General features: G+C 40.2%; 26 protein-coding genes, 7 tRNA genes and 1 pseudogene. 6 read left to right on the top strand and 28 right to left on the bottom strand.

The genetic code is table 11. The annotated features are described in order from the left end of the window. The first annotated feature begins 97 nt into the window (after positions 1-97). The 4 genes from ACYUCW_RS13085 to ACYUCW_RS13100 all read left to right on the top strand — a co-directional run bounded on the left by ACYUCW_RS13085 (position 98) and on the right by ACYUCW_RS13100 (position 3,838). Positions 98-487: a hypothetical protein gene (locus ACYUCW_RS13085; RefSeq protein ID WP_004246039.1), complete on the top strand. Its 390-nt coding sequence runs from the start codon at positions 98-100 to the stop codon at positions 485-487. 80 nt (positions 488-567) lie between these two features. After that, the gene (locus tag ACYUCW_RS13090) at positions 568-2,604 is read left to right on the top strand and encodes a protein-disulfide reductase DsbD family protein (RefSeq protein ID WP_460408756.1); all 2,037 of its coding nucleotides are present in this window, start codon (positions 568-570) and stop codon (positions 2,602-2,604) included. Next, positions 2,604-3,335, top strand: a complete 732-nt coding sequence (locus ACYUCW_RS13095) for a DsbA family protein (protein ID WP_004246037.1) — start codon at positions 2,604-2,606, stop codon at positions 3,333-3,335. The genes ACYUCW_RS13090 and ACYUCW_RS13095 overlap by 1 nt, the downstream gene beginning before the upstream one ends. Then, positions 3,335-3,838, top strand: a complete 504-nt coding sequence (locus ACYUCW_RS13100; RefSeq protein WP_004252236.1) for a protein disulfide oxidoreductase — start codon at positions 3,335-3,337, stop codon at positions 3,836-3,838. Before ACYUCW_RS13095 ends, ACYUCW_RS13100 begins: the two co-directional genes overlap by 1 nt. 8 nt (positions 3,839-3,846) lie before the next feature. Here the strand turns inward: ACYUCW_RS13100 and ACYUCW_RS13105 are convergent, their stop codons facing one another. The 6 genes from ACYUCW_RS13105 to miaB all read right to left on the bottom strand — a co-directional run bounded on the left by ACYUCW_RS13105 (position 3,847) and on the right by miaB (position 10,070). Beyond that, positions 3,847-4,530, bottom strand: a complete 684-nt coding sequence (locus ACYUCW_RS13105; RefSeq protein WP_049198791.1) for a hypothetical protein — start codon at positions 4,528-4,530, stop codon at positions 3,847-3,849. 76 nt (positions 4,531-4,606) lie between these two features. Beyond that, a complete protein-coding gene (gene lnt / locus ACYUCW_RS13110; RefSeq protein ID WP_020945341.1) occupies positions 4,607-6,130 on the bottom strand; it encodes an apolipoprotein N-acyltransferase in 1,524 nt (507 codons plus the stop codon). Between the two features lie 7 nt (positions 6,131-6,137). Then, positions 6,138-7,019, bottom strand: coding sequence for a CNNM family magnesium/cobalt transport protein CorC (gene corC, locus ACYUCW_RS13115; RefSeq protein ID WP_004246033.1), 882 nt, complete (start codon positions 7,017-7,019; stop codon positions 6,138-6,140). Between the two features lie 70 nt (positions 7,020-7,089). Beyond that, positions 7,090-7,557: an rRNA maturation RNase YbeY gene (gene ybeY / locus ACYUCW_RS13120; RefSeq protein ID WP_004246032.1), complete on the bottom strand. Its 468-nt coding sequence runs from the start codon at positions 7,555-7,557 to the stop codon at positions 7,090-7,092. After that, the gene (locus ACYUCW_RS13125; protein WP_460408757.1) at positions 7,550-8,611 is read right to left on the bottom strand and encodes a PhoH family protein; all 1,062 of its coding nucleotides are present in this window, start codon (positions 8,609-8,611) and stop codon (positions 7,550-7,552) included. Before ACYUCW_RS13125 ends, ybeY begins: the two co-directional genes overlap by 8 nt. 28 nt (positions 8,612-8,639) lie before the next feature. Then, a complete protein-coding gene (gene miaB, locus ACYUCW_RS13130) occupies positions 8,640-10,070 on the bottom strand; it encodes a tRNA (N6-isopentenyl adenosine(37)-C2)-methylthiotransferase MiaB (RefSeq protein WP_004246028.1) in 1,431 nt (476 codons plus the stop codon). A gap of 212 nt (positions 10,071-10,282) precedes the next feature. Between miaB and ubiF the strand changes: the two genes are divergently transcribed. Next, entirely contained in the window at positions 10,283-11,470 is a 1,188-nt protein-coding gene (gene ubiF, locus ACYUCW_RS13135) for a 3-demethoxyubiquinol 3-hydroxylase (protein WP_004247447.1), read from the top strand. 48 nt (positions 11,471-11,518) lie between these two features. Here the strand turns inward: ubiF and fghA are convergent, their stop codons facing one another. The 13 genes from fghA to nagB form a co-directional block, all read right to left on the bottom strand. Then, positions 11,519-12,349: an S-formylglutathione hydrolase gene (fghA, locus tag ACYUCW_RS13140; protein WP_004247448.1), complete on the bottom strand. Its 831-nt coding sequence runs from the start codon at positions 12,347-12,349 to the stop codon at positions 11,519-11,521. 53 nt (positions 12,350-12,402) lie between these two features. Continuing rightward, positions 12,403-13,515, bottom strand: a complete 1,113-nt coding sequence (locus ACYUCW_RS13145; protein WP_012367592.1) for an S-(hydroxymethyl)glutathione dehydrogenase/class III alcohol dehydrogenase — start codon at positions 13,513-13,515, stop codon at positions 12,403-12,405. Positions 13,516-13,534: 19 nt separating this feature from the next. Next, entirely contained in the window at positions 13,535-13,810 is a 276-nt protein-coding gene (gene frmR / locus ACYUCW_RS13150; protein WP_004246023.1) for a formaldehyde-responsive transcriptional repressor FrmR, read from the bottom strand. A gap of 272 nt (positions 13,811-14,082) precedes the next feature. Then, positions 14,083-14,167, bottom strand: a tRNA-Leu gene (locus ACYUCW_RS13155). A gap of 51 nt (positions 14,168-14,218) precedes the next feature. After that, positions 14,219-14,293: transfer RNA gene (locus tag ACYUCW_RS13160), tRNA-Gln, on the bottom strand. A gap of 3 nt (positions 14,294-14,296) precedes the next feature. After that, positions 14,297-14,373: transfer RNA gene (locus tag ACYUCW_RS13165), tRNA-Met, on the bottom strand. A 44-nt stretch (positions 14,374-14,417) separates the two neighbouring features. Then, positions 14,418-14,492: transfer RNA gene (locus ACYUCW_RS13170), tRNA-Gln, on the bottom strand. 44 nt (positions 14,493-14,536) lie between these two features. Then, positions 14,537-14,611: transfer RNA gene (locus ACYUCW_RS13175), tRNA-Gln, on the bottom strand. A 25-nt stretch (positions 14,612-14,636) separates the two neighbouring features. Then, positions 14,637-14,721: transfer RNA gene (locus ACYUCW_RS13180), tRNA-Leu, on the bottom strand. An 8-nt stretch (positions 14,722-14,729) separates the two neighbouring features. Next, positions 14,730-14,806: transfer RNA gene (locus tag ACYUCW_RS13185), tRNA-Met, on the bottom strand. Positions 14,807-15,219: 413 nt separating this feature from the next. Continuing rightward, positions 15,220-16,452 carry a DNA-binding transcriptional regulator NagC gene (gene nagC, locus ACYUCW_RS13190; RefSeq protein WP_004246020.1) on the bottom strand — a complete coding sequence of 411 codons (1,233 nt, stop codon included), beginning with the start codon at positions 16,450-16,452 and terminating at the stop codon, positions 15,220-15,222. Positions 16,453-16,461: 9 nt separating this feature from the next. Then, positions 16,462-17,625 (bottom strand): N-acetylglucosamine-6-phosphate deacetylase, encoded by a 1,164-nt coding sequence (gene nagA / locus ACYUCW_RS13195; RefSeq protein WP_004246019.1) that lies wholly within the window; start codon positions 17,623-17,625, stop codon positions 16,462-16,464. A gap of 122 nt (positions 17,626-17,747) precedes the next feature. Next, positions 17,748-18,554: a glucosamine-6-phosphate deaminase gene (nagB, locus tag ACYUCW_RS13200; protein ID WP_049198651.1), complete on the bottom strand. Its 807-nt coding sequence runs from the start codon at positions 18,552-18,554 to the stop codon at positions 17,748-17,750. 387 nt (positions 18,555-18,941) lie between these two features. Between nagB and nagE the strand changes: the two genes are divergently transcribed. Continuing rightward, positions 18,942-20,945, top strand: a complete 2,004-nt coding sequence (gene nagE, locus ACYUCW_RS13205; protein ID WP_004252221.1) for an N-acetylglucosamine-specific PTS transporter subunit IIBC — start codon at positions 18,942-18,944, stop codon at positions 20,943-20,945. Positions 20,946-21,172: 227 nt separating this feature from the next. Here nagE and ACYUCW_RS13210 read toward each other — a convergent pair whose 3' ends face one another. The 9 genes and pseudogenes from ACYUCW_RS13210 to ACYUCW_RS13250 form a co-directional block, all read right to left on the bottom strand. After that, positions 21,173-22,174, bottom strand: coding sequence for a tyrosine-type recombinase/integrase (locus ACYUCW_RS13210; RefSeq protein WP_262254495.1), 1,002 nt, complete (start codon positions 22,172-22,174; stop codon positions 21,173-21,175). Continuing rightward, positions 22,131-22,376: an excisionase gene (locus ACYUCW_RS13215; RefSeq protein WP_012367595.1), complete on the bottom strand. Its 246-nt coding sequence runs from the start codon at positions 22,374-22,376 to the stop codon at positions 22,131-22,133. The genes ACYUCW_RS13210 and ACYUCW_RS13215 overlap by 44 nt, the downstream gene beginning before the upstream one ends. Then, positions 22,373-22,711, bottom strand: coding sequence for a DUF2591 domain-containing protein (locus ACYUCW_RS13220; RefSeq protein ID WP_262254496.1), 339 nt, complete (start codon positions 22,709-22,711; stop codon positions 22,373-22,375). Before ACYUCW_RS13220 ends, ACYUCW_RS13215 begins: the two co-directional genes overlap by 4 nt. Then, positions 22,704-22,880, bottom strand: a complete 177-nt coding sequence (locus ACYUCW_RS13225) for a hypothetical protein (protein WP_012367596.1) — start codon at positions 22,878-22,880, stop codon at positions 22,704-22,706. The genes ACYUCW_RS13220 and ACYUCW_RS13225 overlap by 8 nt, the downstream gene beginning before the upstream one ends. 666 nt (positions 22,881-23,546) lie before the next feature. After that, positions 23,547-23,813: a hypothetical protein gene (locus tag ACYUCW_RS13230; protein WP_460408760.1), complete on the bottom strand. Its 267-nt coding sequence runs from the start codon at positions 23,811-23,813 to the stop codon at positions 23,547-23,549. A 74-nt stretch (positions 23,814-23,887) separates the two neighbouring features. Next, positions 23,888-24,535: a hypothetical protein gene (locus ACYUCW_RS13235; protein ID WP_196557406.1), complete on the bottom strand. Its 648-nt coding sequence runs from the start codon at positions 24,533-24,535 to the stop codon at positions 23,888-23,890. Between the two features lie 98 nt (positions 24,536-24,633). Further along, the gene (locus ACYUCW_RS13240) at positions 24,634-25,221 is read right to left on the bottom strand and encodes a Rha family transcriptional regulator (protein WP_232467332.1); all 588 of its coding nucleotides are present in this window, start codon (positions 25,219-25,221) and stop codon (positions 24,634-24,636) included. Positions 25,222-25,507: 286 nt separating this feature from the next. Continuing rightward, positions 25,508-26,047, bottom strand: coding sequence for a single-stranded DNA-binding protein (locus tag ACYUCW_RS13245; RefSeq protein ID WP_110144533.1), 540 nt, complete (start codon positions 26,045-26,047; stop codon positions 25,508-25,510). Then, positions 26,037-26,428, bottom strand: a pseudogene (locus ACYUCW_RS13250) (hypothetical protein); the annotation flags it as partial. The gene ACYUCW_RS13245 and the pseudogene ACYUCW_RS13250, both read right to left, overlap by 11 nt.

Consider the following 26,428-nt stretch of genomic DNA (forward strand, 5'->3'; position numbering starts at 1 on the left):
TTAATCTAAAAAAGAAAAGAATTTGTAAAGTTTATCTTAAGGAGTTGTTTGTCTGTAGATTACCGTTAAGATAGCAGGTCAACAAATGAGGAAATCTATGCATAATTGGCGGTCAGGTCGCTGGCTAGTGTTGATAACAGTATTGCTGATCTTGTGTTGTATTGTTCAGCGCTCTATGGGGGCTCATGTGATTAGTGAGCGCTTAGCATCTGCTGTTTCGCAAACACAGTCCTCATTCTCGACGCCAATTGCAGAGCAACAAAATGCAAGTGAAGGGAAATATTCACTTTCAACCTGCGAATTAAGTGCTAAATCACTCTTATCGATTCCTCCTTTAGCGATTGAACCGCTTTTTTATACTTGGGCGGTATTACTTTTATTTGGTATGGCTGCCATTTATGTTTCTCGTCAACGTAGCCAGAAAAAACAACATCACCCACCTCCACGAATAAGGCTTCACCTTCATTACTGTATTCTAAGGGATTAGTAGCGCTTTAACTCAATAATACGTCTTATATTGAGGCGTTGTTTTATGTGTAGCGTTAGAGGATTTTTTAGGGAGTTGCTATGGTTCGTTCTTTTTTAATAGCATTGATGTTGATGCTATTTTCATTATCTTCATTAGCCGCCGATACAGGTTGGCTAACTATGCCAGACAATGATCATGCTCAGGTTAGGGCTACGGCTGACAAGTCATCGACAGGCGATGTTAAAATATTGCTTGAGGTGCAATTAGCGCCGGGCTGGAAAACATATTGGCGCTCTCCCGGAGAAGGTGGCGTAGCACCTGAAATTAATTGGACGCAATCTGTGTCTGATATGATATGGCATTGGCCATCACCTTCCGCTTTTGATGTCGCAGGTATTCATACCCAAGGTTACGATAAAGAAGTCGTCTTCCCCATTGAACTAAAATCTGTCGATAGCGATAACTTAAATGGGGTATTAACACTTTCAACCTGTAGTAATGTCTGTATTTTAACTGATTACTCATTAAATCTGGATTTAAACGAGCCTGCTCCCGCTGACTTTGAATGGCAATATAATCAAGCCATGGCCAAAGTACCAGTGACAAGTGGATTAATTTCTGCTGTTTCATCTGATTATCGAAATAGTCAATTAACCCTCTCATTACAACGAGAACAAGGTGATTGGCATCAACCTAATATTTATCTCGATCCACCACAAGGAATGCTATATGGCATTCCACAGTTAACAGCAAAAGGTGATCATTTATCTGTTACTGTCGATGTAACCGATGATTGGGGAGACGCTGCGGGTGACATTGTAGGAAAACCACTCTCCTTTGTTGTGACTGACGATGGCTATTCACGTCAAGTCAATGACACTATAGGCCAAGGCGATAGCGCATCTCTGCCTACTGCTGACTCGGGGGTAGGATTATGGAGTATTTTATCCTTTGCGCTGTTAGGGGGCCTAATTCTTAATTTAATGCCTTGTGTGTTACCTGTTTTGGCAATGAAATTGGGCTCAATTCTTCATATCGAAAAACGTGATACAGGGGCTATTCGTAAACAGTTTTCTGTTTCTGTTGTGGGAATTTTAGTGTCATTCTGGGTCTTAGCGCTGTTTATGACCGTATTACGCTACAGCCAAGAAGCAATAGGTTGGGGCATACAGTTTCAAAGCCCTTGGTTTATTGGCTTTATGGTGCTGATCACGGCTATTTTTACCGCTAATTTATTTGGCCTATTTGAATTACGTTTATCAAGTAATATGAATACCAAAATAGCAACAGCAGGAGGCCAAGGTTATAGTCGACATTTCTGGGAAGGGGCTTTTGCTACATTGCTTGCCACACCGTGTTCTGCCCCATTCTTGGGGACTGCGGTTGCTTATGCATTGATAGCACCATTAAGTGAGTTATGGTTAATTTTCACCGCATTAGGTCTTGGAATGAGTTTACCATGGATCATGGTTGCTATGTTTCCATCAATTGCCAAAGTATTGCCAAAACCGGGTAAATGGATGAATCGCCTAAGAGTTGTTTTAGGCTTTATGATGTTGCTATCTTGTATTTGGCTGATCACTTTATTGATCCCCCATTTTGGTATTGGCATTGTTGCGGCTATTTTTGTGGCTATCGCCCTGATCTTGCTTTTTGCTATTGCTAAACATTACGGCAAAAAAACGCTATTTGCTTCAATGGTGATCACCCTTATTTTAGGTGGTACAAGCTATCTATTTATTGCTCAGCCTGATACTCAGACCTTGGCGGGGCAAGATCATGTGAATTGGCAACCACTCTCAGAAGAGGCTATTCATCAAGCGTTAGCTGAAAATAAACGGGTGTTTATTGATGTTACCGCAGATTGGTGTGTTACCTGCAAAGCAAATAAATACAATGTATTATTACGCGATGATGTGCAAAAGGCACTTTCAGAGCCTGATGTTGTCGCATTAAGAGGGGATTGGACGAAACCGTCAGAACAGATCACCCAATTTTTAAAACAGCGCGGTCAAGTCGCCGTGCCGTTTAACCAGATTTATGGACCATGTAACAAGGAGGGGGAGATCCTACCGCCTCTTTTAAATAAAGATCTAATGTTAACTATTCTTTCAGAGGCTAAAGGAGCCCAATAATGAAAAAAACACTTTCTGCACTGGTTATCTCTTCGTTACTTTTTGGTGCAAATGTTCAAGCCGCTGCCTTGAATGCAGCTCAAGAAAAAGAAGTACGTGCATTAGTTCGTGATACTTTAGTGAGTAATCCTGAGATTTTGGAAGAAGCTATCATGGCATTGCAAACTAAGAAGGCAGATGAGCAACAAGCACAGTTCCGTCAAGCATTGGCCTCTGAACATGATGCATTATACAACGATGCGGCAAGTCCACGTATTGGCGCTAAAGATGCTAAGTTAGTGTTAGTGTCGTTCACTGATTATAACTGCCCGTATTGCAAACGCTTTGACCCATTATTAGAAAAGATCACCGAACAATACCCTGATGTGGCGGTTATCATTAAACCATTACCATTTAAAGGTGAAAGCTCTGCTAAAGCCTCTCAGGCGGTGCTTTCTGTCTGGAAAGAAGATCCAAAAGCATTCTTAGCACTTCATCAACGTTTGATGCAGAAGAAAACGATGCTAGATAATGCAAGTATTGAAGATGCAATGAAGAGCACTAATACTAGCAAAATTAAGTTAACTGATGACAGCTTAAAAACGTTGCAAAATAACTTAGAGCTTTCTCGTAAACTGGGTATTCAAGGTACGCCAGCGACGGTAATTGGTGATACTATTTTACCGGGTGCTGTTGATTATGATCAGTTAGAAATTATTGTGAAAGAACAACTGGCGAAAGTGAAAAAATAATGGCAAATCGTTTACGAAAATGGGGTAAAGAATTAATTATTCTCGCCCTTATTTTTGTGGCTATTTCATTTGCTATGGACTGGTGGCGTCAACCAACGCCACCAGAACTTACTGATTTATCTACGCTTTATACAGTCGATGATAAACCAGTCTCATTGATTGCCCTTAGCCAAGAGAAACCATTACTGATCTATTTTTGGGCGAGTTGGTGTGGCATTTGTAAGTTAACTACACCGACGGTAAATGATTTAGCACAACAGGGTTATAATGTTACGTCTGTAGTTATCCGCTCTGGTGATGATGCCAAAATAATACGTGGCATTAACTCCAAACAACTGGTTTTTCCGGTTATTAATGATGATAGAGGGGCTATTTCTCAACGTTGGGGGATAAGTGCTACACCTTCTTTTGTTATTCTCTATAAAGGTGAAATGGTGCACTTTACAAGTGGCTGGACATCCTCTTGGGGATTAAAACTTAGGTTATGGTGGGCTTCAATTTAACTTGTTTATCAGAATTTAAATGAAGAAAAAATAATACCAGGTAAGCTGACAATAAAATCTATTATCTCATAGACAAGTTTTTTACGTCTGCGTTTTATTTTTGCTTCTTGGCTACCTTGAACAATTAATTCCTTTTCATTGTAAGTGCGTTTTGAGGTATTAATATGTATTGGTACAATATTAATAGGAATAACGATTTGATTATTCTTATTGGCTGGTGTTAATTGAGCTAATGTCCAACCATATTGATGTTGTTTATCTCCAAACGCATTTTTCTGGATAATACGACCGTAATAATCTTTACGAAAACCTTTTTCTTCATTATCGCTGGAAATCTGATGGGCATGTTGCCAATAAGGTAACACATCTGTTGGTGATTGAATGAGTCGCGATAGTGCTAGTGGGTCAAGTGGGATCATATTGAGACGTTTAGAGCTTGCTTCTTGTTTTTGCTCATAGGCTCTCGCTGTTTGCCAATGTAAAGGCACAATTGTTTCATCTTCAATAAGTTGATGAATCGAACTAGGTTGTTTTGATAATACCCAGCCAAATTCATTTTGTTGATTAAACAGTTGGCGCTTGATCCATTTAGTTTCTTTATCTTTACGAAATCCTTTTGTTTCATTATCGGCAGATATTTTTTTCGCTCTTTGCCAAATAATATCAAGAATATATTCAGGGTAATGGATCATTGAAAAGTCCTTTTATTAGAAAAGCCCTTACTTAATTAACTGTTTTAAGATTAATTGAGTAGGGCTTTATTTAACATTAAGAACGACGCTTAATAAAAGCAAGAATTAAAAATACCCCTGCTAAAATCCACACTGGATAACTCCCCATTTTATAATAAGGTGTTGATCCTGTCGTGGGCGTCATTTTTTCAGCTAATGCACCAGCTTCAAATTGTGGAAGCTGGGCAATAACATCACCATTAGCAGCAATAAAGGCGGTAATGCCGTTATTAGTTGAACGTAATAATGGGCGTCCTAACTCTAATGAACGCATTCTAGCCATTTGAAAATGTTGCCATGGACCAATTGAATTACCAAACCAAGCATCATTTGAAATAGTTAATAAGAAACGTGTATCCGGCTTAAAGTTAGCACGAACTTGTTCTCCAAGAATAATTTCATAACAGATGGCGGCGGTTATTTTGGCATCATTTACCGTCAGTTGAGGTTGTATATATTCACCTTGGCTTAATGATGACATAGGTAAATTAAAAAATGGCGCTAATGGGCGCAATAAAGACTCTAAAGGGACATACTCACCGAAAGGCACAAGATGATGTTTGTTATAGCGATCTGTTGCCGGATATTGGTAAGCATAGTGTTCACCTAATGTAATAACACTATTATAAAAACGATAGCCTTCTAAGGTGGGACGCGCATCAATAATTCCTGTCATTAGATGCGTGTCTTGTGCTCTTAATTGTTTATCCAATTGCGCTAAAAAGCCTTGTTGCTGAATTTCAACATCAGGGATAGCTGACTCAGGCCAAATAATTAAGTTTGCTTTACCCATAAAAGGGCGACTTAAGGTGAGATAGGTGTTTAACGTACTTTCTAAAGTACCGGGTTGCCATTTTAATGATTGCGCGATATTGCCTTGAATTAAGGCAATTTCTTGTGTTTCATCAGTTAAAGGTTGATACCATTGATAAGATTTAAAGCTGATAGGTAAGAGTAATAATATTGCTCCGATCACCGCACTATATAGTGATTTACGATAGATAGCGACAGCAATAAGTCCACTAATTATGGTCAGCAAAAAGGTTATCATGGTGACACCAAAAATAGGTGCAATACCTTTTAATGGGCCATCAATTTGGCTATAACCAAATTGTAACCACGGAAACCCTGATAACACCCAGCCTCTTAAAAATTCAGTGAGTTGCCATACAGCGGGAGCCGCAAAGACAAAACGCCAAACGGTAGGTTTAGGAAAGAACTTGTTTAATAATCCGGCAAATAGGGCGGTATAAAGCGATAAGTAAAGGGCTAACAATATGACTAAGAAAATATTGATAGCAAATGGCATTCCCCCAAAATCAGCAATGCTGACATATACCCAGTTTACACCACTACCAAATAATCCAAATCCCCAGGCAAAACCAAGCCATGCCCCTTGTCGTGTGGTTCGTTGCGTTATTATCAGTAGCAAACCTGATAAAGAAATTAACGCTGCAGGCCAGAAATCAAAGGGAGAAAACGCGAGTGTGCCACTGGCACCGAAAAAAACCGCCAGTAGGGTGCGAACCCACTGGCGGTTTAATAAAGAGAAATTATTCATTAATATCCTACACATCATTACCTAGTTCAGGTACAGGCGCATCGTCAGGAATGTGCACATAAACCTGAATAATTTTACGGCTATCAGCCATAACAACTTTAAATTGGTAATTATCAATGGTAATAGTTTCACCTCTAGCAGGAAGATGACCGAAGGCTTGCATAACTAAACCACCAATCGTATCGACTTCTTCATCACTAAAGTGAGTACCAAATGCCTCATTAAAATCTTCTATTTGGGTTAATGCTCTCACTGAGTAGGTATGGCGACTTAATGGACGAATATCAATATCATCCTCATCATCATACTCATCTTCAATTTCGCCGACGATAAGTTCAAGAATATCTTCAATCGTGACCAAACCAGAAACACCACCAAATTCATCAATGACAATAGCCATATGATAGCGTTGCGAACGGAACTCTTTTAGTAAGCGGTCAACGCGTTTACTTTCTGGTACAACGACAGCAGAACGTAAAACTTTGTCTATACTAAATGGCTCAGCACCAGTACGCATAAATGGCAATAAATCTTTTGCCATTAATAAGCCTTCAATATGATCTTTGTCTTCACTGATGACAGGAAAGCGAGAGTGCGCTGAATCAATAATCACATCAAGGCACTCATCAAGGGTTTGATTGCGTTTTAATGTGACGATTTGCGAGCGGGGGATCATAATATCCCGTACACGCTGCTCAGCGATATCCATTACCCCCTCTAACATATCACGGGTATCAGGATCGATTAATTCTTTCTGTTCAGAATCGCGGATAAGCTCCATCAGATCATCACGATTTTTAGGTTCACCGTGGAATAACTGATTAAGCAGTGTGAGAAACCCCTTTTTAGGACCAGGGTTATCGTTACTCGAAGATTGGTCGTCGCTCATGGCGTTTTAACTATTTTTCCTCATTGAATGGTTATTAGATATAGTATTTATCATAAAATAAAGAGAACTGTTACTCTTTTTCAATCAAATAGGGATCTTCATAACCTAATTTTTGTAAGATTTCTGTCTCTAAACCTTCCATTTCTTCAGCTTCATCATCTTCAATATGATCATAGCCTAAAAGGTGCAGACAACCATGGATAACCATGTGTGCCCAGTGCTCTTCAACAGTTTTATTTTGCTCATCGGCTTCTTTTTCAACGACCTGACGACAGATAATTAAATCACCCAGTAAAGGTAATTCCACTTCAGGCGGTGCTTCAAAAGGAAAAGAAAGTACATTAGTTGGTCTATCTTTTCCTCGATAAGTCAGGTTTAACTCATGACTTTCCGCTTCATCAACGATACGGATAGTCACTTCACTAATAGGCTGAAATTGCGGTAGTACGGCTTCCAGCCAAGTGATAAATTGGGCTTCACTCGGAAGCCCTTGTGTATTTTCAGTGGCAACTTGTAAATCAAGAATCACTTCACTCATGATTTTCTCTCTGCAGTCTCTCTTTTTCTGCTTTAATTGCTTGGCGGCGTTTTTGATCTTCAACTTCCCAAGCTTCATATGCGACAACAATCTTAGCAACCACAGGATGGCGAACCACGTCTTCACTATGGAAGAAGTTAAAGCTTAAATCATCGACATTAGATAGCACTTCTATGGCATGACGCAATCCGGATTTATGGCCTCGAGGAAGGTCGATTTGCGTGATATCACCTGTGATGACCGCTTTAGAGTTAAAACCGATACGCGTTAAAAACATCTTCATCTGTTCGATTGTGGTGTTTTGACTTTCATCGAGAATAATAAATGCGTCATTGAGTGTACGACCTCGCATATAAGCTAAAGGGGCCACTTCAATCACATTACGCTCTATCAGTTTCTCAACTTTTTCAAAACCTAACATCTCGAATAACGCATCATAAAGTGGTCGTAAATACGGATCGACTTTTTGGCTTAAATCGCCGGGTAAAAAACCGAGCTTTTCACCCGCCTCTACCGCAGGGCGAGTCAGTAAAATACGGCGTACTTCTTGACGCTCAAGGGCATCGACAGCGGTAGCAACAGCCAGATAGGTTTTCCCTGTACCTGCAGGCCCGATACCAAAAGTAATATCGTGAGTTTGGATATTGGCAATATATTGCGCTTGGTTAGGCGTACGTGGTTTTATCACGCCGCGTTTAGTGCGAATATTGGTCGATTTCCCAAATTCAGGCACATGCTCATCACTTTGCTCAAGCACTCGGCTCTCTTTGATGGCAAGGTGAATTTGCTCAGGGTCGATGTCGGGTATCACACCTTTAATGGGTGAGGTTTCCACATACAGATGTCGCAAAATTCCTGCAGCTGCATTCACATTCAGTGATTTACCCGTTAGTTTAAAACGGTTATCACGGTGATTGATCTCGATACCTAAACGGCGTTCAAGTTGCTTAATATTGTCGTCAAATGGGCCACATAAACTCATTAAACGGTCATTATCTGCGGGCTCTAAGAAAATCTCTTGGGTCGCTACCTGTGTATGGGCTATTACTGTCACTGAGTATCCTTTTGTTAAGTCTGATCAATTAAGGTTGGTAAACACCTACACCTAATTCATCTTCTTTACGAGTACGGGCAATAACGGATTCTGGTGATTCATGGATACGTAAATCCATTTGATCTTCCGTTCTGACCACTTTACCACGCAATGAGTTAGCGTAAACGTCAACAATTTCGACATCAACGAATTTACCAATCATATCCGGTGTACCTTCGAAGTTAACCACGCGGTTATTTTCGGTACGACCTGAAAGTTCCATCACATTTTTACGTGAAGGGCCTTCTACAAGAATACGTTGTACGCTGTTAAGCATGGCACGGCTGTAGTTCATTGCTTGCTGATTAATGCGCTGTTGTAACAGATATAAACGCTGTTTCTTCTCTTCTTCGCTCACATCATCAGGTAAATCAGCCGCAGGGGTTCCTGGACGGGCTGAATAGATAAAGCTAAAGCTCATATCAAAGTTTACATCCGCAATTAATTTCATGGTTTTTTCGAAATCATCTTGCGTTTCACCTGGGAAACCAATGATAAAGTCTGAGCTTATCAGAATATCAGGGCGTGCTTTGCGTAATTTACGAATAATGCTCTTATATTCAAGAGCTGTATGATTACGCTTCATTAAGGTTAAAATACGATCTGATCCGCTTTGTACGGGTAAGTGTAAGAAGCTAACCAATTCAGGGGTATCTTCATAAACCGCAATAATATCGTCAGTAAACTCAATAGGGTGGCTGGTAGTAAAACGAATACGATCAATACCATCAATCGCTGCCACTAGGCGTAGTAATTCTGCAAAGCTACAGATTTGCCCGTCAAAGGTTTCACCACGATAAGCATTGACGTTTTGACCTAATAGATTAACTTCACGTACCCCTTGAGCGGCCAGTTGTGCGATTTCAAATAGAATATCATCACAAGGGCGGCTGACTTCTTCACCACGCGTATAAGGCACTACACAAAATGAGCAGTATTTATTACAGCCTTCCATGATAGAAACAAATGCAGAAGGGCCTTCAGCACGAGGTTCAGGTAGACGGTCAAATTTTTCAATTTCAGGGAAACTGATATCGACCACTGGGCTTTTGGTGCCTTTTACCTGATTAATCATTTCTGGTAAGCGGTGTAAGGTTTGTGGTCCGAAGATAATATCGACACACTGCGCACGTTGACGAATGTATTCACCTTCTTGAGAGGCAACACAACCACCAACGCCGATGATAATATCAGGTTTATTATCTTTAAAATTTTTCCAACGTCCTAACTGATGAAAGACTTTTTCTTGTGCTTTCTCACGGATAGAACAGGTATTTAGCAGTAGAATGTCCGCATCTTCGGCGACATCGGTTAACTGATAACCGTGGGTGCTTTCGAGTAGGTCTGCCATTTTAGATGAATCGTACTCATTCATCTGGCAGCCCCAAGTTTTAATGTACAGTTTTTTTATCGTCGACATTGTATAAATCCGGTATTTACAGTGAGATAATAGCTAATCACTGAAAAACGTTGCGTGTAATAAGCCAATAAGGCGGTTATTGTAGTCATTTGTGTGGTCAGTGACTAGAGTCAGTCGGCGCTAATTCTTTCTGGCGTTCAGTTTTGCTTATTTCTAATAAACTGATATAGCGCTTACCTATTATTTTTAAAGCAATGAGTTATGGCATAACAATGATGAGAAATGTAAAAAACGATTTTGATGCAGTCATTGCCGGTGGAGGCATGATTGGCGCAGCCGTTGCCATTGGGCTGGCGCAAGAAGGGTTGCGTGTTGCAATGGTAGAACGGCAATCTCCAGCACCTTTTGATGCCTCATCTCATCCTGATATTCGTATTTCTGCGATCAGCTGCGCGTCCGTTAGTTTATTAAAACAGCTAGGTGCATGGCAACATGTTTTAGCGATGCGCAGTGCGCCATACCTAACCCTCGAAACATGGGAAGAAGATAATGCCCATGTTATTTTTGATGCCAAAAGTCTTGGTTTACCTGAATTAGGTTATATGGTTGAAAATCGCATTTTGCAATTGGCATTGTGGCAAGAAGCAGAACGTTATAGCAATATCACTTTATTATGCCCAAATAGTCTAAGTAACATGAAATACTTAGATAATAAATGGCAAGTCACGCTTGCTGATGGTCAGGAAATCACCACTCAGTTAGTTGTAGGGGCCGATGGGGCTAATTCGCAAGTACGTCAAATGGCAGGGATTGGCAGTAATGGTTGGCAGTATCGTCAATCCTGTATGTTAATCACCGTGAAAACGCAATTGCCACCAGAAAAGGGTACATGGCAACGCTTTTACCCTTCAGGGCCACGGGCTTATTTGCCTTTGTTTGATAATTGGGCTTGCTTAGTTTGGTATGATTCTCCGCAGAGAATTAGAAAGCTACAAACGATGCCAATGGCACAGTTAGAAAAAGAAATCGAACATGCTTTCCCTGAACGCTTAGGCAAAGTGACACCTATTGCTGCAGGCTCTTTCCCATTAACTCGTCAGCATGCTAGTCGTTATGTTGATAATGGTGTGATTTTAGTGGGGGATGCGGCACATACTATTAATCCATTAGCAGGACAGGGGGTTAACCTCGGTTATCGTGATGTGGATTGCTTGCTTAATTTAGTGGCGCAAGCGAAACAGCATTTTGAACCTTGGCATTCAATGGCATTGTTAAAAAAATATCAGCGCCGTCGTATGCCTGATAATATGCTGATGCAGGCAGGAATGGATCTTTTTTACCACGCTTTTAGCCATCAATTACCAGGTTTAAAATTAGCCAGAAATATCGGGTTATTAGCGGCGCAGCATGCAGGAAAAGCGAAAGAAGCCGCGTTACGTTATGCTTTAGGGATTAAATGATGAGCAATGCGATGATCTGAATTGTATTCATCGATCATCGCATTAGGTTTAAGCCTTTAAGTGCTTAGCATGAAAGGCTATATGTTCACCGATAAAACTCGCGACAAAATAGTAACTGTGGTCATAGCCTTGATGTAAATTTAAACAGCATGCAAACTGTTTTTTATCACACACTTGTGCTAAACGTTCTGGCTGTAGTTGCTGTTGGTAAAAAGGATCATCAAGACCGACATCCACTCGTATGGGTACTGTCTGTGGTGTTTTATTCAGTAATTCAATCGTGTCATATTGTTGCCATTGTGCCATATCGTCGCCTAAATAAGCGCTGAAGGCTTTTTGTCCCCAAGGGACTTGGGTTGGTGCAACAATGGGTGAAAACGCTGAAATACTGCAATAGCGAGACAAATTACGCAAACCAATCATCAATGCACCATGTCCCCCCATTGAATGTCCACTAATAGCACGTCGCTCATTGGCAGGAAAATGTGTCTCAATCAATTTAGGGAGTTCATTAACAATGTAGTCATACATTTTATAATGACTATCCCAAGGTGCTTGTGTGGCATTCAGATAAAAACTAGCACCTTGTCCTAAATCATAAGCACTATCATCAGCCACATTTTCACCACGAGGGCTAGTATCAGGTACCACTAAAATAACACCGTGTTGCGCAGCATATTGCTGTGCTCCGGCTTTGGTAATGAAGTTTTGTTCATTACAAGTTAATCCAGATAACCAATATAAAACCGGATATTTTTGCCCATCTTCCATAGGCGGGAGATAGATAGCAAATTTCATCTCACAATTGAGGGTGGTAGAGGTGTGTTGATAAACCTCTTGCCAACCGCCAAAACAGGCATGGCGTTCAATGTTGTTCATTTTGACTCCTTAACAACAAAGTCAGACCTATTTGATAATAGGCCTGAGAGTGATTAATCGAAATGAATAACAGTTCTAATTGATTTACCTTCATGCATTAAATCAAAGGCTTCATTTATTTTTTCAAGAGGTAAAGTGTGGGTCACAAAAGGTTTGAGTTCGATTTTCCCATTCATTGCATCTTCAACCATATTGGGTAGTTGGCTACGACCTTTTACTCCGCCAAATGCAGTCCCTTTCCATGAACGACCTGTGACGAGTTGGAAAGGGCGTGTTGAGATCTCTTGTCCTGCCCCCGCAACACCAATAATGATAGATTGCCCCCAACCACGGTGAGCACTCTCTAGAGCGGCTCTCATCACATTGACGTTACCAATACACTCAAAAGTATGATCAACGCCCCACTGAGTCATTTCAACCAGTACTTCTTGAATAGGTTTGTCATAATCATTGGGATTTAAACAGTCTGTGGCACCAAATTGGCGTGCTAATGCAAATTTTTCAGGATTAGTATCAATCGCAAAAATACGGCCTGCTTTGGCTTGTCTAGCGCCTTGCAGTACAGCAAGACCAATGCCACCTAAACCAAATACAGCCACCGAGTCACCTTGTTGTACTTTTGCCGTATTATGTACAGCACCAATACCTGTTGTCACGCCGCAACCAAGTAAGCAGACTTCTTCATGGTTGGCTTGTGGATTGATTTTAGCGAGTGATACTTCAGCTACTACCGTATACTCACTAAAGGTAGAGCAACCCATATAGTGATAAATAGGTTGTCCATTATAGGAAAAGCGCGTTGTGCCATCAGGCATTAAGCCTTTACCTTGGGTTGCTCTTACTGCTACACAGAGATTCGTTTTGCCTGATTTACAAAATAGGCATTCGCCACATTCTGCTGTATAGAGAGGGATCACGTGATCACCCGGTTTGACACTGGTGACGCCTTCACCTACTTCAACCACCACCCCCGCGCCTTCATGACCTAAAATGGCCGGGAAAACACCCTCAGGATCATCACCTGAAAGGGTAAAGGCATCAGTATGGCATACGCCAGTGTGACTAATTTTAATCAATACCTCACCTGCTTGAGGTGGCATCACATCAACTTCAACAATTTTTAAAGGCTCTCCTGGTCCAAAGGCGACCGCAGCACGAGATTTCATAATGATATCCTTGTTGTTATTAGCGCAGGTAAGTGCGTATTAGTGAGATTGCATCATCAACGGAGTTTTTTTGATCTTCAGGAGAAGCGACGGCATCCATTAGACCTTCACGTAAATGACTTTCGAGTACGCCCGCCATCAGGCCATTGATAGCACCCCGAATGGCAGCAATTTGCTGTAAAACTTGACCGCATTCATTTTCGTTTTCAAGGGCGGTTTCTAATGCCAAAATTTGCCCTTTGATTTTTCTTACACGGGTTAACGCGGCTTTTTTTTCTGCTGGTGAGTGTGGCATATATAATCCTTAATTATACTATGGGGGAGTATAGTATTGGTATGAATATATGTACAGCTTGATCAAAAAATAGCGTTACGATGAGTTTATGTAGATTATCGAGCAAACAATGATAACTATGAGAGTAATGAGGAAATAGACAAGGCGTCAGCGTGTTGATAAAGGGTGAGAGAGAGAGGGGATATTTAAGGCTAAAAACAAAAAAGACCCGCCATAGCGAGTCTTGTTTGTTGATTTTAGTTAGTGTTTGACACTATTAATCTATTAATCAATGGTGCGGGAGGCGAGACTTGAACTCGCACACCTTGCGGCGCCAGAACCTAAATCTGGTGCGTCTACCAATTTCGCCACTCCCGCAACAACCTTTGAGAAAAAAAGACTCGTTTAACGAGTCTCTCTTTCAGAATATGGCTGGGGTACCTGGATTCGAACCAGGGCATGCCAGGATCAAAACCTGGTGCCTTACCGCTTGGCGATACCCCAAAATGGTGGCTATGACGGGATTCGAACCTGTGACCCCAACATTATGAGTGTTGTGCTCTAACCAGCTGAGCTACATAGCCAATAGGAGATAATTTCTCACTATTTATTGAATTTAGCAGAAATATGGCTGGGGTACCAGGATTCGAACCTGGGAATGCCAGGATCAAAACCTGGTGCCTTACCGCTTGGCGATACCCCATCCGCTAATTCAATTGTCAACACGCATATTATCTATCAGGAAAATGGCTGGGGTACCTGGATTCGAACCAGGGTATGCCAGGATCAAAACCTGGTGCCTTACCGCTTGGCGATACCCCACCTGATAAATTGACGACGGTTAAAATGGTGCGGGAGGCGAGACTTGAACTCGCACACCTTGCGGCGCCAGAACCTAAATCTGGTGCGTCTACCAATTTCGCCACTCCCGCAAAAAAGATGGTGGCTATGACGGGATTCGAACCTGTGACCCCAACATTATGAGTGTTGTGCTCTAACCAGCTGAGCTACATAGCCATCTTTTTTTGCATAACCTTCGTCGGCGTTGCGGGGCGCATTATGCGTATTACAGACAAATCCGTCAACTGCTTTTTGCATTAATTTTCGAGAAAAGTGTTCGTTTGCTCGCTGGTTAATCATTTTGTCGAAAAAAGATCCAAAAAACAACCTTATTGATGAAAAATCTTACCAAGTAAATAACAACAGATTGTCTGAATAAAAAGAAAAAACAGCCTAATAGGTGATAATTTGATAGCACAGGGAAGGGGATATAGCGGTGTGGTGGTGACATAATAAAACAACGCACAGTTATTTTAGCTGTACGTTGTTTTTTAAAGAAAGATGACTGGTTGAAATTTATCCTAAAATTAATCTTAATTGAGATAAATAACAGCCTTCATTTAAAAAGCTGTTTTATTGTAACAAAAAGATTATTTGTCGAATAAATATTGTAGTAACTCTCCATTAAGCATTGCTCGCTTGGTAAGTGCAAATGCCCCAATGGCTGAGCGATGATCAAGTTCGGAGATAACAACAGGAAGCGCTTCTCTAAACTCTTTTAATACTTGGGTATTAATGCAACTTTGGATCGACGGTAGTAATATTTCAGCCGCTTCGGTCACTTCTCCTGCCAGAACTACTTTTTGTGGGTTAAATAGGTTAATTGCAATGGCGATAGCTTTACCTAGATGAAGACCCACTTGTTTAATGGTTTCAACAGCGAGGGGATCGTTTTTTACCGCTGCATCGCATATATCTTGAATTTGGCATTGTGTTGCAGATAAATGCTGGCTGGGATAGCCTTGTTCAAGTTGGTAGCGGACTTTAGCTTCTATTGCGCTATTGGACGCAATAGTCTCTAAACAACCAAAGTTACCACAGTGGCAACGCTCTCCTAATGGATCTATTTGGATATGACCAATTTCACCAAGATTACCACGCTGGTTGAGCAAAATTTTGTTGTTGATAATAACACCAGCCCCTGCGCCACGATGAATACGAACCAAGATAGAATCTTCACAATCTCTGGTGGCACCAAAATAGTTTTCTGCTAAGGCGAGACTCCGAATATCATGGCCCGCATAGCAAGGCAGATCAAAGTGTTTTTCTAAGTTATCAACGAGTGCCCAGTTATTTACCTTCATATGAGGCATATAGTGGACAATGCCTTTATTAGGATCAACTAACCCGGGCAAGATAATTGAAATTGAAATAAGCTCATTAATACGACGTTGATTTTGTTTAATAAAATCATCAATAGCATTAATAAGCAAGGTTTCAACTTCTTGTTGGGTGCTTTGTTCTAAAGGGTAGTGTTGCTCTACTAAGGCTTTACCACTGAGATCATAAAGAGCAACAGTGGCATCATTGCGTCCTAATCGGACGCTGACGGTATTAAAACGGCGATGTTCCACAACAATGGATATTGCGCGACGACCTCCGGTTGAAGCCTGTTGATCAACTTCTTTAATCAAGCCACGTTCAAGAAGCTGACGAGTAATTTTAGTGACACTGGCAGGGGCGAGTTGGCTCTGCTCGGCGATTTGAATACGAGAAATCGGCCCGTGTTGATCAATGAGCCGATATACAATCGCACTGTTAAGTTGCTTAACAAGATCGATATTGCCAATTTGCGTTTCAGTGTTGTTGTGACTCATCAGCATTTACATCCATTAGTTATCTGTTATTTCAATACCATTGACAAATGTTGTGCAAAGGTTGAAGTCCTTATCAAAAGAAGCAATATTTGCTATTTTACCTGCTTCAATTGTACCGAGTTCGTTATCTGCACCAATCGCACGGGCAGGGTAAAGTGTTGCCATACGCAATGTTTCATCTAATGGAATACCAACATGAAGTACACTATTTTTAATAGCGTCAATCATCGTGAGTGATGAACCACTTAATGTACCGTCCGCATCCACACACAGCCCATTGCGATAATATATCGTTTTTCCAGCAAAAACGAAGCTATCCATCTCATTTTTATTTGGATCAAGCCCCGCAGGAGCTGTCGCATCTGTCACTAATAACAGTTTTTCACCTTTTAAGCGCTTACTGTTACGGATATTTGCCCATGAAACATGTAAACCATCGGCAATGATCCCTGCGTAAACCTCAGGGGTATCATAAATTGCCCCTACAAGACCCGGGCCACGACCTGAAATATAAGGCATTGCATTATAAAGGTGAGTCGACAATGAAATACCGTTACGAAAGCCTTTACGCGCTTCTTCATAGGTGGCATTTGAGTGGCCTGCAGAAACAACAATACCTGCTGTGATTAATTGACGAACATATTTTTCATCGACCATTTCTGGTGCGAGTGTAATTTTAGCGATGACATCAGCGTTATCACACAAATAGTCAATCATCTGTGCACTTGGTTGACGAATAAATTGAGGATCATGTGTCCCTTTTTTAATGATATTGATATAAGGGCCTTCTAAATGTAATCCCAACACTTTATTTTGGTGTTTTTGCATATAAGCGCGAGTTGCTTCAATGCCTATTTTCATCAATTCATCAGAACAGGTAATTAATGTTGGTAAATAGCTAGTACAGCCTAAGCGTTCATTGGCTTTTTGCATAATCTCTAGCGTTTTTACTGTGACATTTTCCGCGGTGTCATTAAATTGTACACCGCCACAGCCATTGACTTGTAAATCAATAAAACCGGGGGAGACAATCGCACCTTGCATATCACGAGTGGCTATATCTTTTGGTAGTTGATCCTGTGGGCAAACCTGCTCAATACGTGACCCGTTAATAATAATGGCGTGATCTTCTAAACGGTCATAACCTGTATAAATAACAGCATTTGTTAAGGCAAACATACCTTTGTCTCCTAATATAAGGGAAGTCAATCTAAAAAACCGATATCAGCCAGCAAATTCTGGCTGATAAGTAAGAGAGCTTAGTTTTCCACTACTTATCGTAGGTACTTAATTTACTAAACTTAGTCTTGGTATTGCTGGCGCTCTTGCGCTTCAATTTGCTGAAAATAACGCAGTGTTTTCACACGCAGTTCCATTGTCGCCGGATCATCACAGACTAAAATTGCTTTAGGGTGTAATTGCACGCAAGAGATAGTCCATAGATGATTAACAGCACCTTCTGTTGCCACCTGTACTGCTTGAGCCTTATTGATGCCAGTCGCTAAAATCATTAACTCTTCTGCATCTAATAATGTCCCTACACCGACAGTTAGCGCATATTTAGGCACTTTATTGATATCGTTGTCGAAGAATCGTGAATTAGCGAGACGAGTATCTTCAGTCAGTGTTTTCATCCGTGTACGAGAAGCGAGTGATGAGGCGGGTTCATTAAAAGCGATATGACCATCATTACCAACACCTCCCATAAACAGATTGATTTTGCCATAAGACTTTATTTTCGCCTCATAACGTGCACATTCTGCTTGTGGATCTGTTGAATTACCGTTTAATAAATTGATATTTTCATCTTTAATATCAATATGATTAAAAAAGTTCTCATACATAAAAGTACGATAACTTTGTGGGTGATCTGCTGGAATGCCAACATATTCGTCCATATTGAAGGTGACAACATGCTGGAAACTTACTTTACCTGCACGATGTAGTTCAATTAGCGCTTTGTACGTTGCTAATGGCGTACCACCAGTAGGTAAACCAAGAACAAAAGGACGATCGGCGCTTGGCGCAAATGCGTTGATTTTCTCAACGATATAATTAGCCGACCATTTTCCCACTTGCTGTGCCGTGGATAGGGGGATTAACCTCATAATAACCTCATAGAAAAAAGACAAATCTGACAATCAAGTTACATACTATTTCAATGCGTGATTATCAGTGACTCATCTATAACACGAATTGCTTTTCATTTTTAGTCAATGAAGACATCAATCCTTCAAAAGATATTTTTAATCATAAAATAAGCTTTCTGACTTAGCCAGCATTTAAGCTAAAAAATATCCTATATAGGTGACTTTAATCACAAATTAGCACTAATTAATTTGCGATACAAAATAATTTTTTTAGACTAAAAATGGAATTAAATAATTAACTCATCAATAAATATAAATGAGTATAAATAAGATCCCAAATAGGGGTTATCCAAGGGGGAGTGTGTGAATATTTTAAGTTATCTGCAAAAGATAGGACGGGCATTGATGGTGCCCGTTGCGACATTGCCTGCTGCAGCAATTCTGATGGGAATAGGCTACTGGATTGATCCGGTAGGCTGGGGAAACGATAATGCGCTAGCTGCTTTACTGATCAAATCAGGTGCTGCCATTATCGATAATATGTCAGTATTGTTTGCGATAGGTGTTGCTTATGGTATGTCAAAAGACAAAGACGGGGCGGCGGCCTTAACTGGCTTTGTCGGCTTTTTAGTGGTGACTACACTTTGTTCACCTGCTGCGGTATCGATGATCAAAGGTCTACCACTTGCAGAAGTGCCTGTGGCTTTTGGTAAAATAAACAACCAGTTTGTCGGTATTCTGGTTGGGGTACTTTCAGCTGAGCTGTATAACCGCTTTAGCAGTGTCGAATTACCTCGTGCATTATCATTTTTTAGTGGTCGTCGCTTAGTGCCGATCCTCACGTCATTCTTGATGATTATCGTCGCCTTTATTCTAATGTATATCTGGCCGGTAATTTACGGCGGCTTAGTGAGCTTTGGTGAAAGCATTAAAGATATGGGGGCTTTGGGCGCCGGTATTTATGCTTTCTTTAACCGCCTATTAATTCCTGTTGGTTTACACCATGCGCTGAACTCTGTGTTCTGGTTTGATGTGGCAGGTATTAATGATATTCCTAACTTCCTTGCTGGTCAGCAAGCGATTGATGCGGGCTTGGCAACGGTCGGTGTGACAGGACGTTATCAAGCAGGTTTCTTCCCAGTTATGATGTTTGGTTTACCAGGGGCAGCACTGGCTATTTATCATTGTGCGCGCAAAGAGCATAAAGCAAAAGTTGCGGGTATCATGATGGCTGGGGCATTTGCGGCATTCTTTACGGGGATCACTGAACCGCTTGAATTCTCCTTTATGTTTGTTGCTCCAGTGCTTTATGTTATTCACGCATTCTTAATGGCGATTTCTGTTTATATTGCCGCAAGTATGGAGTGGATTTCAGGCTTTGGCTTTAGTGCGGGCCTTGTGGATATGTTCTTATCTTCACGCAACCCTCTGGCGGTTAAATGGTATATGTTGATTGTGCAAGGTATCGCATTCTTCTTCATTTACTATGGTATTTTCCGTTTCACTATTACTAAATTTAACCTGAAAACACCGGGTCGTGAAGATGAAGTGGCGGGGGATGAAACCGCAGACGGCTATGATGAAGATATCAAAGCCGTCCCCACTAATAGCAAAGAAGCAGTGCAACAAGAAGCACGTCAATATATCGCTGCAGTTGGTGGCTCAGATAACTTAACTGGTATTGATGCTTGTATTACTCGTTTACGTTTAAATGTAAAAGATGCCAGTGTAGTCAACGATGCTTACGCAAAACACCTAGGTGCTTCAGGGGTTATTCGCTTAAATAAACAGAGTGTTCAAGTGATTGTGGGCACACGGGCTGAAATTGTTGCAAGTGCCATGCGTGATGTATTAGCACAAGGCCCAGTTGCCGCTTATGCTGGTAGACATACAGATAACGCGGTATCGACAGAAAAAACATCAGAAAAACAGACTAATAATGATGCCAAAGTCATTCTTGAAATGGTCGCGCCATTTGATGGTGAAGTGGTTGCATTAAAAGATGTGCCTGATGAAGCTTTCTCAAGCGGTGTCGTGGGAGATGGTCTTGCTATTAAACCCACATCAAATATTGTGATGGCACCTGCTGCCGGTACGGTAGTAAAAATCTTTGATACTAACCACGCATTTTGCATTGAAACGGATAATGGTGTTGAGATTATCGTCCATATGGGGATTGATACGGTCGCATTAGGAGGAAAAGGCTTTAAACGTCTGGTTGAAGAAGGTACAGAGGTTAAACTCGGCCAGCCTATCTTAGAGCTAGATCTTGAGTATTTAAACACTAATGCTAAATCAATGATAAGTCCGGTTATCATCAGTAATATCGATGACTTTGATAAAGTGAGTGATATTGCATCCGGCCAAGTGACGGCAAATAACACCATAATCTATAAAGTATTAAAATAAATATCATATAGATATTTAATCCTCTATAAAGAGATGGTTAAATAAGACGATAAAACGGGGAGTGTTGTCTACTTCCCGTTTTTTTATCCCTATCTTGATAAATATCTCTGCGCTCTCTTTCGCTAGGGTATTTATGAAACCTGCTTATTGGATTATAGTGGTGTTCGTTTTTTTGTATTATAAATCAATGTCATACATATCGATACTCACAATCACTCACTATTAACTCACAATTCAACGTAGCCATTACCTCTATCATCAAGGTATTTATCTGTCATTCTCATAGATTTGTGGCCAAGTATTTTCTTTGCAAACTCAGCACTTTTTTCTTCTTCATATAATCTTGCAGATAAACTTCTAATTTCATGAAATGTTGGTTTATTTTCCAAATACTCAGGTAGGGCTTCGATAAACTTACCTCTTAATGTTTTTGCTGTGGTATTGCCACAGATTTTATCTGAGTTCCTATTCATGAGATTTAAAACATCTTTAATAGAATAACCAATAGACTCAAGTCTTAATGAGAGTGGTATTGCTACTTTAGAACCTGTTTTTATTTGGGTGACATACAGCCTATCATTTTTTATATCATCCCACTTCATATTGATAATATCGCTAATGCGCTGAGCTGTAAGGGCCGCTAGTAGAAACATATGCCTATATTTGTCATTTGTGTGCTCCAAGGCGTATTTAAACTCTTCTAGTGATAACCTTGATCGCTGAACACTTGTTTTTGGTGGCTTTGTCACGGAAACGGGATTTTCCTTTATCACACCATCCGCAATAGCTTCATTAAAGGCATCTAGCATAGTGGACCTTAGTAATTTTGCCATTGCCTTTTTAGGGTACTCTGAAATAAATGTGGCTACATCTCTTGGTGTTACATTCTCAATTGGACAGTCATTAAAGTGTAATTTGATTAACTTTATTCTTGATTCGTAATCGTAGAGCGTCTTCTCTTTTAACCCCCTGTTGTTTACTTTCTCCCTATAAGTATCAAGCCACTCATGCAATGTTACACAGTGAACATTATTAATTCTGTCAACTAATGACTCTTTAGGTTTATAAATAGCCAAATTGGCTTGTATGGCTTCGGTTATTGCTAATGATTTGTTTGAGCCAACAGAAAATTCCTTTTTAGTTCTTACATCCCTGTAATAGTAAATCCCTTTACGCAAATACAAGTTAGGCGGTAAACCCTTGTTCTTTGCACTTCTGCTTCTGCCCATTAATTTTCTCCATTAAATATTGCGGTTCCCTTACCATTTTGTCATTTGTTAGAATTGTCCACGGCTCTAACTCATATTCTCTACCAACCTTTTCTGGAGCAGGGTATAACCTACCTTCCTTTATATAGCGAGATAATTGCCGTTGACTTCTAGGGTTAGCGAAATATTTATTATTCCATTCTGATAATGTAATTCGTTTCATTGATTATTCTCCGTATCCTTCATCATTAAAAAAACTTCCATAGCGCCACGGTATGGGTTTTTATTTACTGACATGAAGTCATAATCAAGGCAGTCAGCTGTCCATTTATTAGAATGGTACATTGGTGATAACCCTATTTTATTTTCAATAATAATCGGCATTGCGTCTGATGGGTTATTGCATGGGTCGAAAAAGCGATAACCAAACGAGCCATCAACAAGGAATTGGATAATATCCATTGTTTGTTTAGTTACATGGTATTGCGTTTCAGGTAAAACAGATTGAGCTACTAATAAATTAATCTCGAAATCAGATAGTTCGGTGTATTTATTCATTATCATCTCCTAGTATTTCATTAATAGTATTTCTGATGTCAATTAAGTCTTGTTTTGTCACATCCATATTCCAAGATGGAGTATTTAAAATAAAACAATCTTTTGTTGTAGGTTCAATCTCAATACAATCTTTGTAATTTTCCAAGCCAGCATAATATTTATCTTTCATTCCATACCTCTCCACAAACAACTTTAACATTCCTCACTGACATTAAATATTCAGCACGTTTATTGCATTCCGATTGCGTATAAATATCTTCCGTAACAGGCACAGCAGAACCCTGTATTAACATGTGTAATACATATCCGATTATTTGCATGAATTGTTACTCTGAATTTTAGGTATAAAAAACCCTGCACTAGCAGGGTGGGTAATTAATAATAAAGTTCATTTAGTCTAGATGTTATTTCCCTTTCTGTTTCTTTTAGGAAATCTATCAATTCATTTTTATCTTTACAGCTAAAATGTTCATCAGGGATGTCTAGTGAATGCGCATGTGAATACATAACATAGCTATATGTTTTATTAATGAAATTCTCACTTAATGAGTCAATGTCTAAGATAAATATAAATAAATATAAACTCGCATGTATATTATTTCTATCCAAAAAATCATTATTTTTAAGCTTAAGGTTTATGGTGTTAGTAATATTGTACTCATCCTCTAATGGGTCTTTGTATATAATTTTATTTCCACTAACTCCTATTCCATAATATTTATCATCATTCTCAAGAAATGTTAAGACTCTTTTTATTTTAAAATTAAAATCACTAACCTTTTCCCTAATAAAATAAATTAATTTTTCATCTATCTCTTTTTGTTTTCTTTTATCATCATTTTTTTTGAGAAAAATAAACCCCGATTGTTATGAGTATACCCAGTGAAGATAGAAGAGCGAAAAAAGCAGATAGAAAAGAAAAAATTATGCTCAACTTATCTTTACCTTGCGCGTCATTGGCAAATATATCAATAACAAAAATACCAAAAACAATTAAAGCTATTGAAGCTGTTAATGCCCAAAAAATAATATTTTTAAACTTTGAAGATAGTTCAATCATTGTGGATACCATTATAAATATAGGAATCATACTCACATCCATGTGACTAATCCACACCTAAGAGACTGAATCAATACATATGTGGCGTTACTTTCATTGCATCCCTGCGAGTTAAATTAAGCTGCGTTTTCCCAGCCTGAAATGGCAAATCTACCTATCTTATTGTGATACCATTGGGTTCCGCGTTGCTCTGCTTCATTCATCATTTGATGAAGTGATTGCTTGAAAGTTTCTTCATGCACCACTGACATTTGAGTTACTTGTCCACTTGGTGCGATATGTGGAACTTTTTTGTTAGGCACAGCCCAAGCCATAACAAGTTGACGGCATTTGGCATCACTTAATCCATAAGTGGCTTTTAGGTAGCTGTATCCCTGATAACCTACAGGGATAGTACCTTGCTCCATTTGTTCAATTTTCTGTTCAACGCAGTTAAGACGCCTTTCCTGCTCTACATTGACTTGCGCCATAGCGGCGATTAACTCAGCTTGTGACATTTGCGGTGGATTAGACAATGTTTTAAGTTTTTCAAGAACCGAGCGACGAACCGCTTTTGATTCTCTCATACCAACCAACATTAGCTGATCCATGTTTAAATCATAAGCTCTAACTTCGTTTCCATAGCGGTAAAAAGTTTTTACCGCTGGTAAATCATCCAATTCATCCTCTATTCGTTTAACAAAATGAGCATTTTTAACCTCTGCTTCACCACAAGACACTCTGGCAGGGTTTATTATATTATTAAGAAAATCTAAACTGCTCATGGTGATTTCTTTTTCAACGTTAATTAAATTTTGCATATAAAAATCCCTCGCTGGTTAAAACGATGCTAAAAGCCCTGAATTAACAGGGCTGAGATTGATTAGTGGTGACGCGGCAGTTGACGGTTCGTCAGCTTAGAGTTTAAATCTTGCTGTAGGTATTTAACGAATACATAGCCGTCTTGGAATCTGTCATACAGGCGACCATAAACAGGTGAGTTGAGCGTTTTTAATGCAGGGCGTAATTCTTCTTTCCAAATCTGATAAATGGCTTCGTAGTGTTTGGCGAGAGCATTTATGTTGTAGGCATCTCGTTCTTCTTGAGTAACGCATGAGGTTATTCTATTCCCGTACAGTTCAGCTTCCATACGGTTAAATTCGGCAATGTAGGCTTCTTTGAATTGAGCCGCTTTCTTGCCTGTGAATCCCATAACCAAAAAGACAAATCCGTCTTTAGTCATCTGGTAGTAAACAATTTCACGCTTTGCTCCACTGCCAATTGGTTTGTTTTTGACCATTCGCGAAAAGTTGCGGATGGTAAATTCTTTTGAGCAATCAAGTGATTCGAGCTTTTGAACGACATGATGATGCTGTTTGCCAAAGTAAATGGCTACATTTTCCGTAGTTGTGATTGCTTTCCCATTTTGGATGGTAACGGTTGGTGATAATACGGAGATTTGAGTATTCATATTTATGTCCTTACGATATTTTTGATTACCCCTTTTGAGAGGGCGGTCGGGCGCTCAAAACCGTCGTAAGTCGGCGGGCATATTCCCATCACTGGTATTGTATTAGCCGCACGCCCGACCATATCAAAATACTATGGACATAAAAAATCCGCATGACTATCGGGTGCGGTATCCGCTTACGAAGGTGTTTTGAGCACCTACGAGCAATCTACAGCAACCCGTTGAGTTCGTCAAGTTTCTACCTCCTGTTTGCATCCTTGCACTGAGTAATGGTCATATTCTTTGGTTAAATCACATAAATAGCGTGGCGTGGGTAGGGGAGTCCGATAGGGGCGAAGGGGATATCATCCTCAAAATCCATCGGAGGCTCACTTTGTGGTGTTTGATTACTCGATGCTTGTTTTTGCGCTTGCGGTTGCTGAGGTTGTCCCCATCCTTGATTCTGCTGTGACTTCTGGCTTCCTGCCTGATTACCACCGTTACCGCCTAACATCTGCATAGAACCGCCGACATTAACTACCACTTCCGTTGTGTATCGGTCTTGCCCGCTTTGGTCTTGCCATTTTCTGGTTTGCAGAGAACCTTCGATATATACTTGACTTCCTTTTCTCAGATATTCACCTGCAATTTCTGCTAATTTGCCGAAGATGCACACTCGATGCCACTCGGTTTTTTCTTTCATCTCACCGGTTTGTTTATCACGCCACGATTCCGATGTGGCTAGTGTGAGATTAGCGATTGCGCCACCTGATGGCATATAGCGGATTTCTGGATCCTGCCCCAAGTGACCAATGAGAATACATTTATTCACGCCTTTACTTGCCATCAGTACCTACCTCTTGTTTGGTTAGTTCTTCTTTTCTTAGCTCATACACTTTTTGAGCCTCCGCTTGTTCAGGTGTATCTCTAAGTGCTTTGTATGCTTCACTAAAGGCGATTTTTAACTCATCCATGTTTTGTGCTTCCGTTGCAATGCTCGTAAAGTGAGCTAGATCTATCTCTGCTTTAGTGCGTCCATCATTAAGCCAATCCATTAGCTTTTTACCTGTTAATTCATTTAACTGAGTAACTTCGGCGTTGCTGAACAATCCTGTTCTATCCTTGCTTGCCATTGCCGTGTGAGTTTCGTGATTTAGGTCTAGTACAGTCGTAAACTCATACTCAACCCCGTCACGCTGCTCTGATTTCATGCCAAGTTTATCTACGC

The organism is Proteus sp. MB838 (genome assembly GCF_054767435.1).

What these genes read in the sequence shown, in the direction of transcription:
- ACYUCW_RS13085 (WP_004246039.1), top strand. Translation starts at nt 98, where the DNA reads ATGCATAATTGGCGGTCAGGTCGCTGGCTAGTGTTGATAACAGTATTG.
- ACYUCW_RS13090 (WP_460408756.1), top strand. Translation starts at nt 568, where the DNA reads ATGGTTCGTTCTTTTTTAATAGCATTGATGTTGATGCTATTTTCATTA.
- ACYUCW_RS13095 (WP_004246037.1), top strand. Translation starts at nt 2,604, where the DNA reads ATGAAAAAAACACTTTCTGCACTGGTTATCTCTTCGTTACTTTTTGGT.
- ACYUCW_RS13100 (WP_004252236.1), top strand. Translation starts at nt 3,335, where the DNA reads ATGGCAAATCGTTTACGAAAATGGGGTAAAGAATTAATTATTCTCGCC.
- ACYUCW_RS13105 (WP_049198791.1), bottom strand. Translation starts at nt 4,530, where the DNA reads ATGATCCATTACCCTGAATATATTCTTGATATTATTTGGCAAAGAGCG.
- lnt (WP_020945341.1), bottom strand. Translation starts at nt 6,130, where the DNA reads ATGAATAATTTCTCTTTATTAAACCGCCAGTGGGTTCGCACCCTACTG.
- corC (WP_004246033.1), bottom strand. Translation starts at nt 7,019, where the DNA reads ATGAGCGACGACCAATCTTCGAGTAACGATAACCCTGGTCCTAAAAAG.
- ybeY (WP_004246032.1), bottom strand. Translation starts at nt 7,557, where the DNA reads ATGAGTGAAGTGATTCTTGATTTACAAGTTGCCACTGAAAATACACAA.
- miaB (WP_004246028.1), bottom strand. Translation starts at nt 10,070, where the DNA reads ATGTCGACGATAAAAAAACTGTACATTAAAACTTGGGGCTGCCAGATG.
- ubiF (WP_004247447.1), top strand. Translation starts at nt 10,283, where the DNA reads ATGATGAGAAATGTAAAAAACGATTTTGATGCAGTCATTGCCGGTGGA.
- fghA (WP_004247448.1), bottom strand. Translation starts at nt 12,349, where the DNA reads ATGAACAACATTGAACGCCATGCCTGTTTTGGCGGTTGGCAAGAGGTT.
- ACYUCW_RS13145 (WP_012367592.1), bottom strand. Translation starts at nt 13,515, where the DNA reads ATGAAATCTCGTGCTGCGGTCGCCTTTGGACCAGGAGAGCCTTTAAAA.
- frmR (WP_004246023.1), bottom strand. Translation starts at nt 13,810, where the DNA reads ATGCCACACTCACCAGCAGAAAAAAAAGCCGCGTTAACCCGTGTAAGA.
- nagC (WP_004246020.1), bottom strand. Translation starts at nt 16,452, where the DNA reads ATGCTGATGAGTCACAACAACACTGAAACGCAAATTGGCAATATCGAT.
- nagA (WP_004246019.1), bottom strand. Translation starts at nt 17,625, where the DNA reads ATGTTTGCCTTAACAAATGCTGTTATTTATACAGGTTATGACCGTTTA.
- nagB (WP_049198651.1), bottom strand. Translation starts at nt 18,554, where the DNA reads ATGAGGTTAATCCCCCTATCCACGGCACAGCAAGTGGGAAAATGGTCG.
- nagE (WP_004252221.1), top strand. Translation starts at nt 18,942, where the DNA reads ATGGTGCCCGTTGCGACATTGCCTGCTGCAGCAATTCTGATGGGAATA.
- ACYUCW_RS13210 (WP_262254495.1), bottom strand. Translation starts at nt 22,174, where the DNA reads ATGGGCAGAAGCAGAAGTGCAAAGAACAAGGGTTTACCGCCTAACTTG.
- ACYUCW_RS13215 (WP_012367595.1), bottom strand. Translation starts at nt 22,376, where the DNA reads ATGAAACGAATTACATTATCAGAATGGAATAATAAATATTTCGCTAAC.
- ACYUCW_RS13220 (WP_262254496.1), bottom strand. Translation starts at nt 22,711, where the DNA reads ATGAATAAATACACCGAACTATCTGATTTCGAGATTAATTTATTAGTA.
- ACYUCW_RS13225 (WP_012367596.1), bottom strand. Translation starts at nt 22,880, where the DNA reads ATGAAAGATAAATATTATGCTGGCTTGGAAAATTACAAAGATTGTATT.
- ACYUCW_RS13230 (WP_460408760.1), bottom strand. Translation starts at nt 23,813, where the DNA reads ATGGATGTGAGTATGATTCCTATATTTATAATGGTATCCACAATGATT.
- ACYUCW_RS13235 (WP_196557406.1), bottom strand. Translation starts at nt 24,535, where the DNA reads ATGAGCAGTTTAGATTTTCTTAATAATATAATAAACCCTGCCAGAGTG.
- ACYUCW_RS13240 (WP_232467332.1), bottom strand. Translation starts at nt 25,221, where the DNA reads ATGAATACTCAAATCTCCGTATTATCACCAACCGTTACCATCCAAAAT.
- ACYUCW_RS13245 (WP_110144533.1), bottom strand. Translation starts at nt 26,047, where the DNA reads ATGGCAAGTAAAGGCGTGAATAAATGTATTCTCATTGGTCACTTGGGG.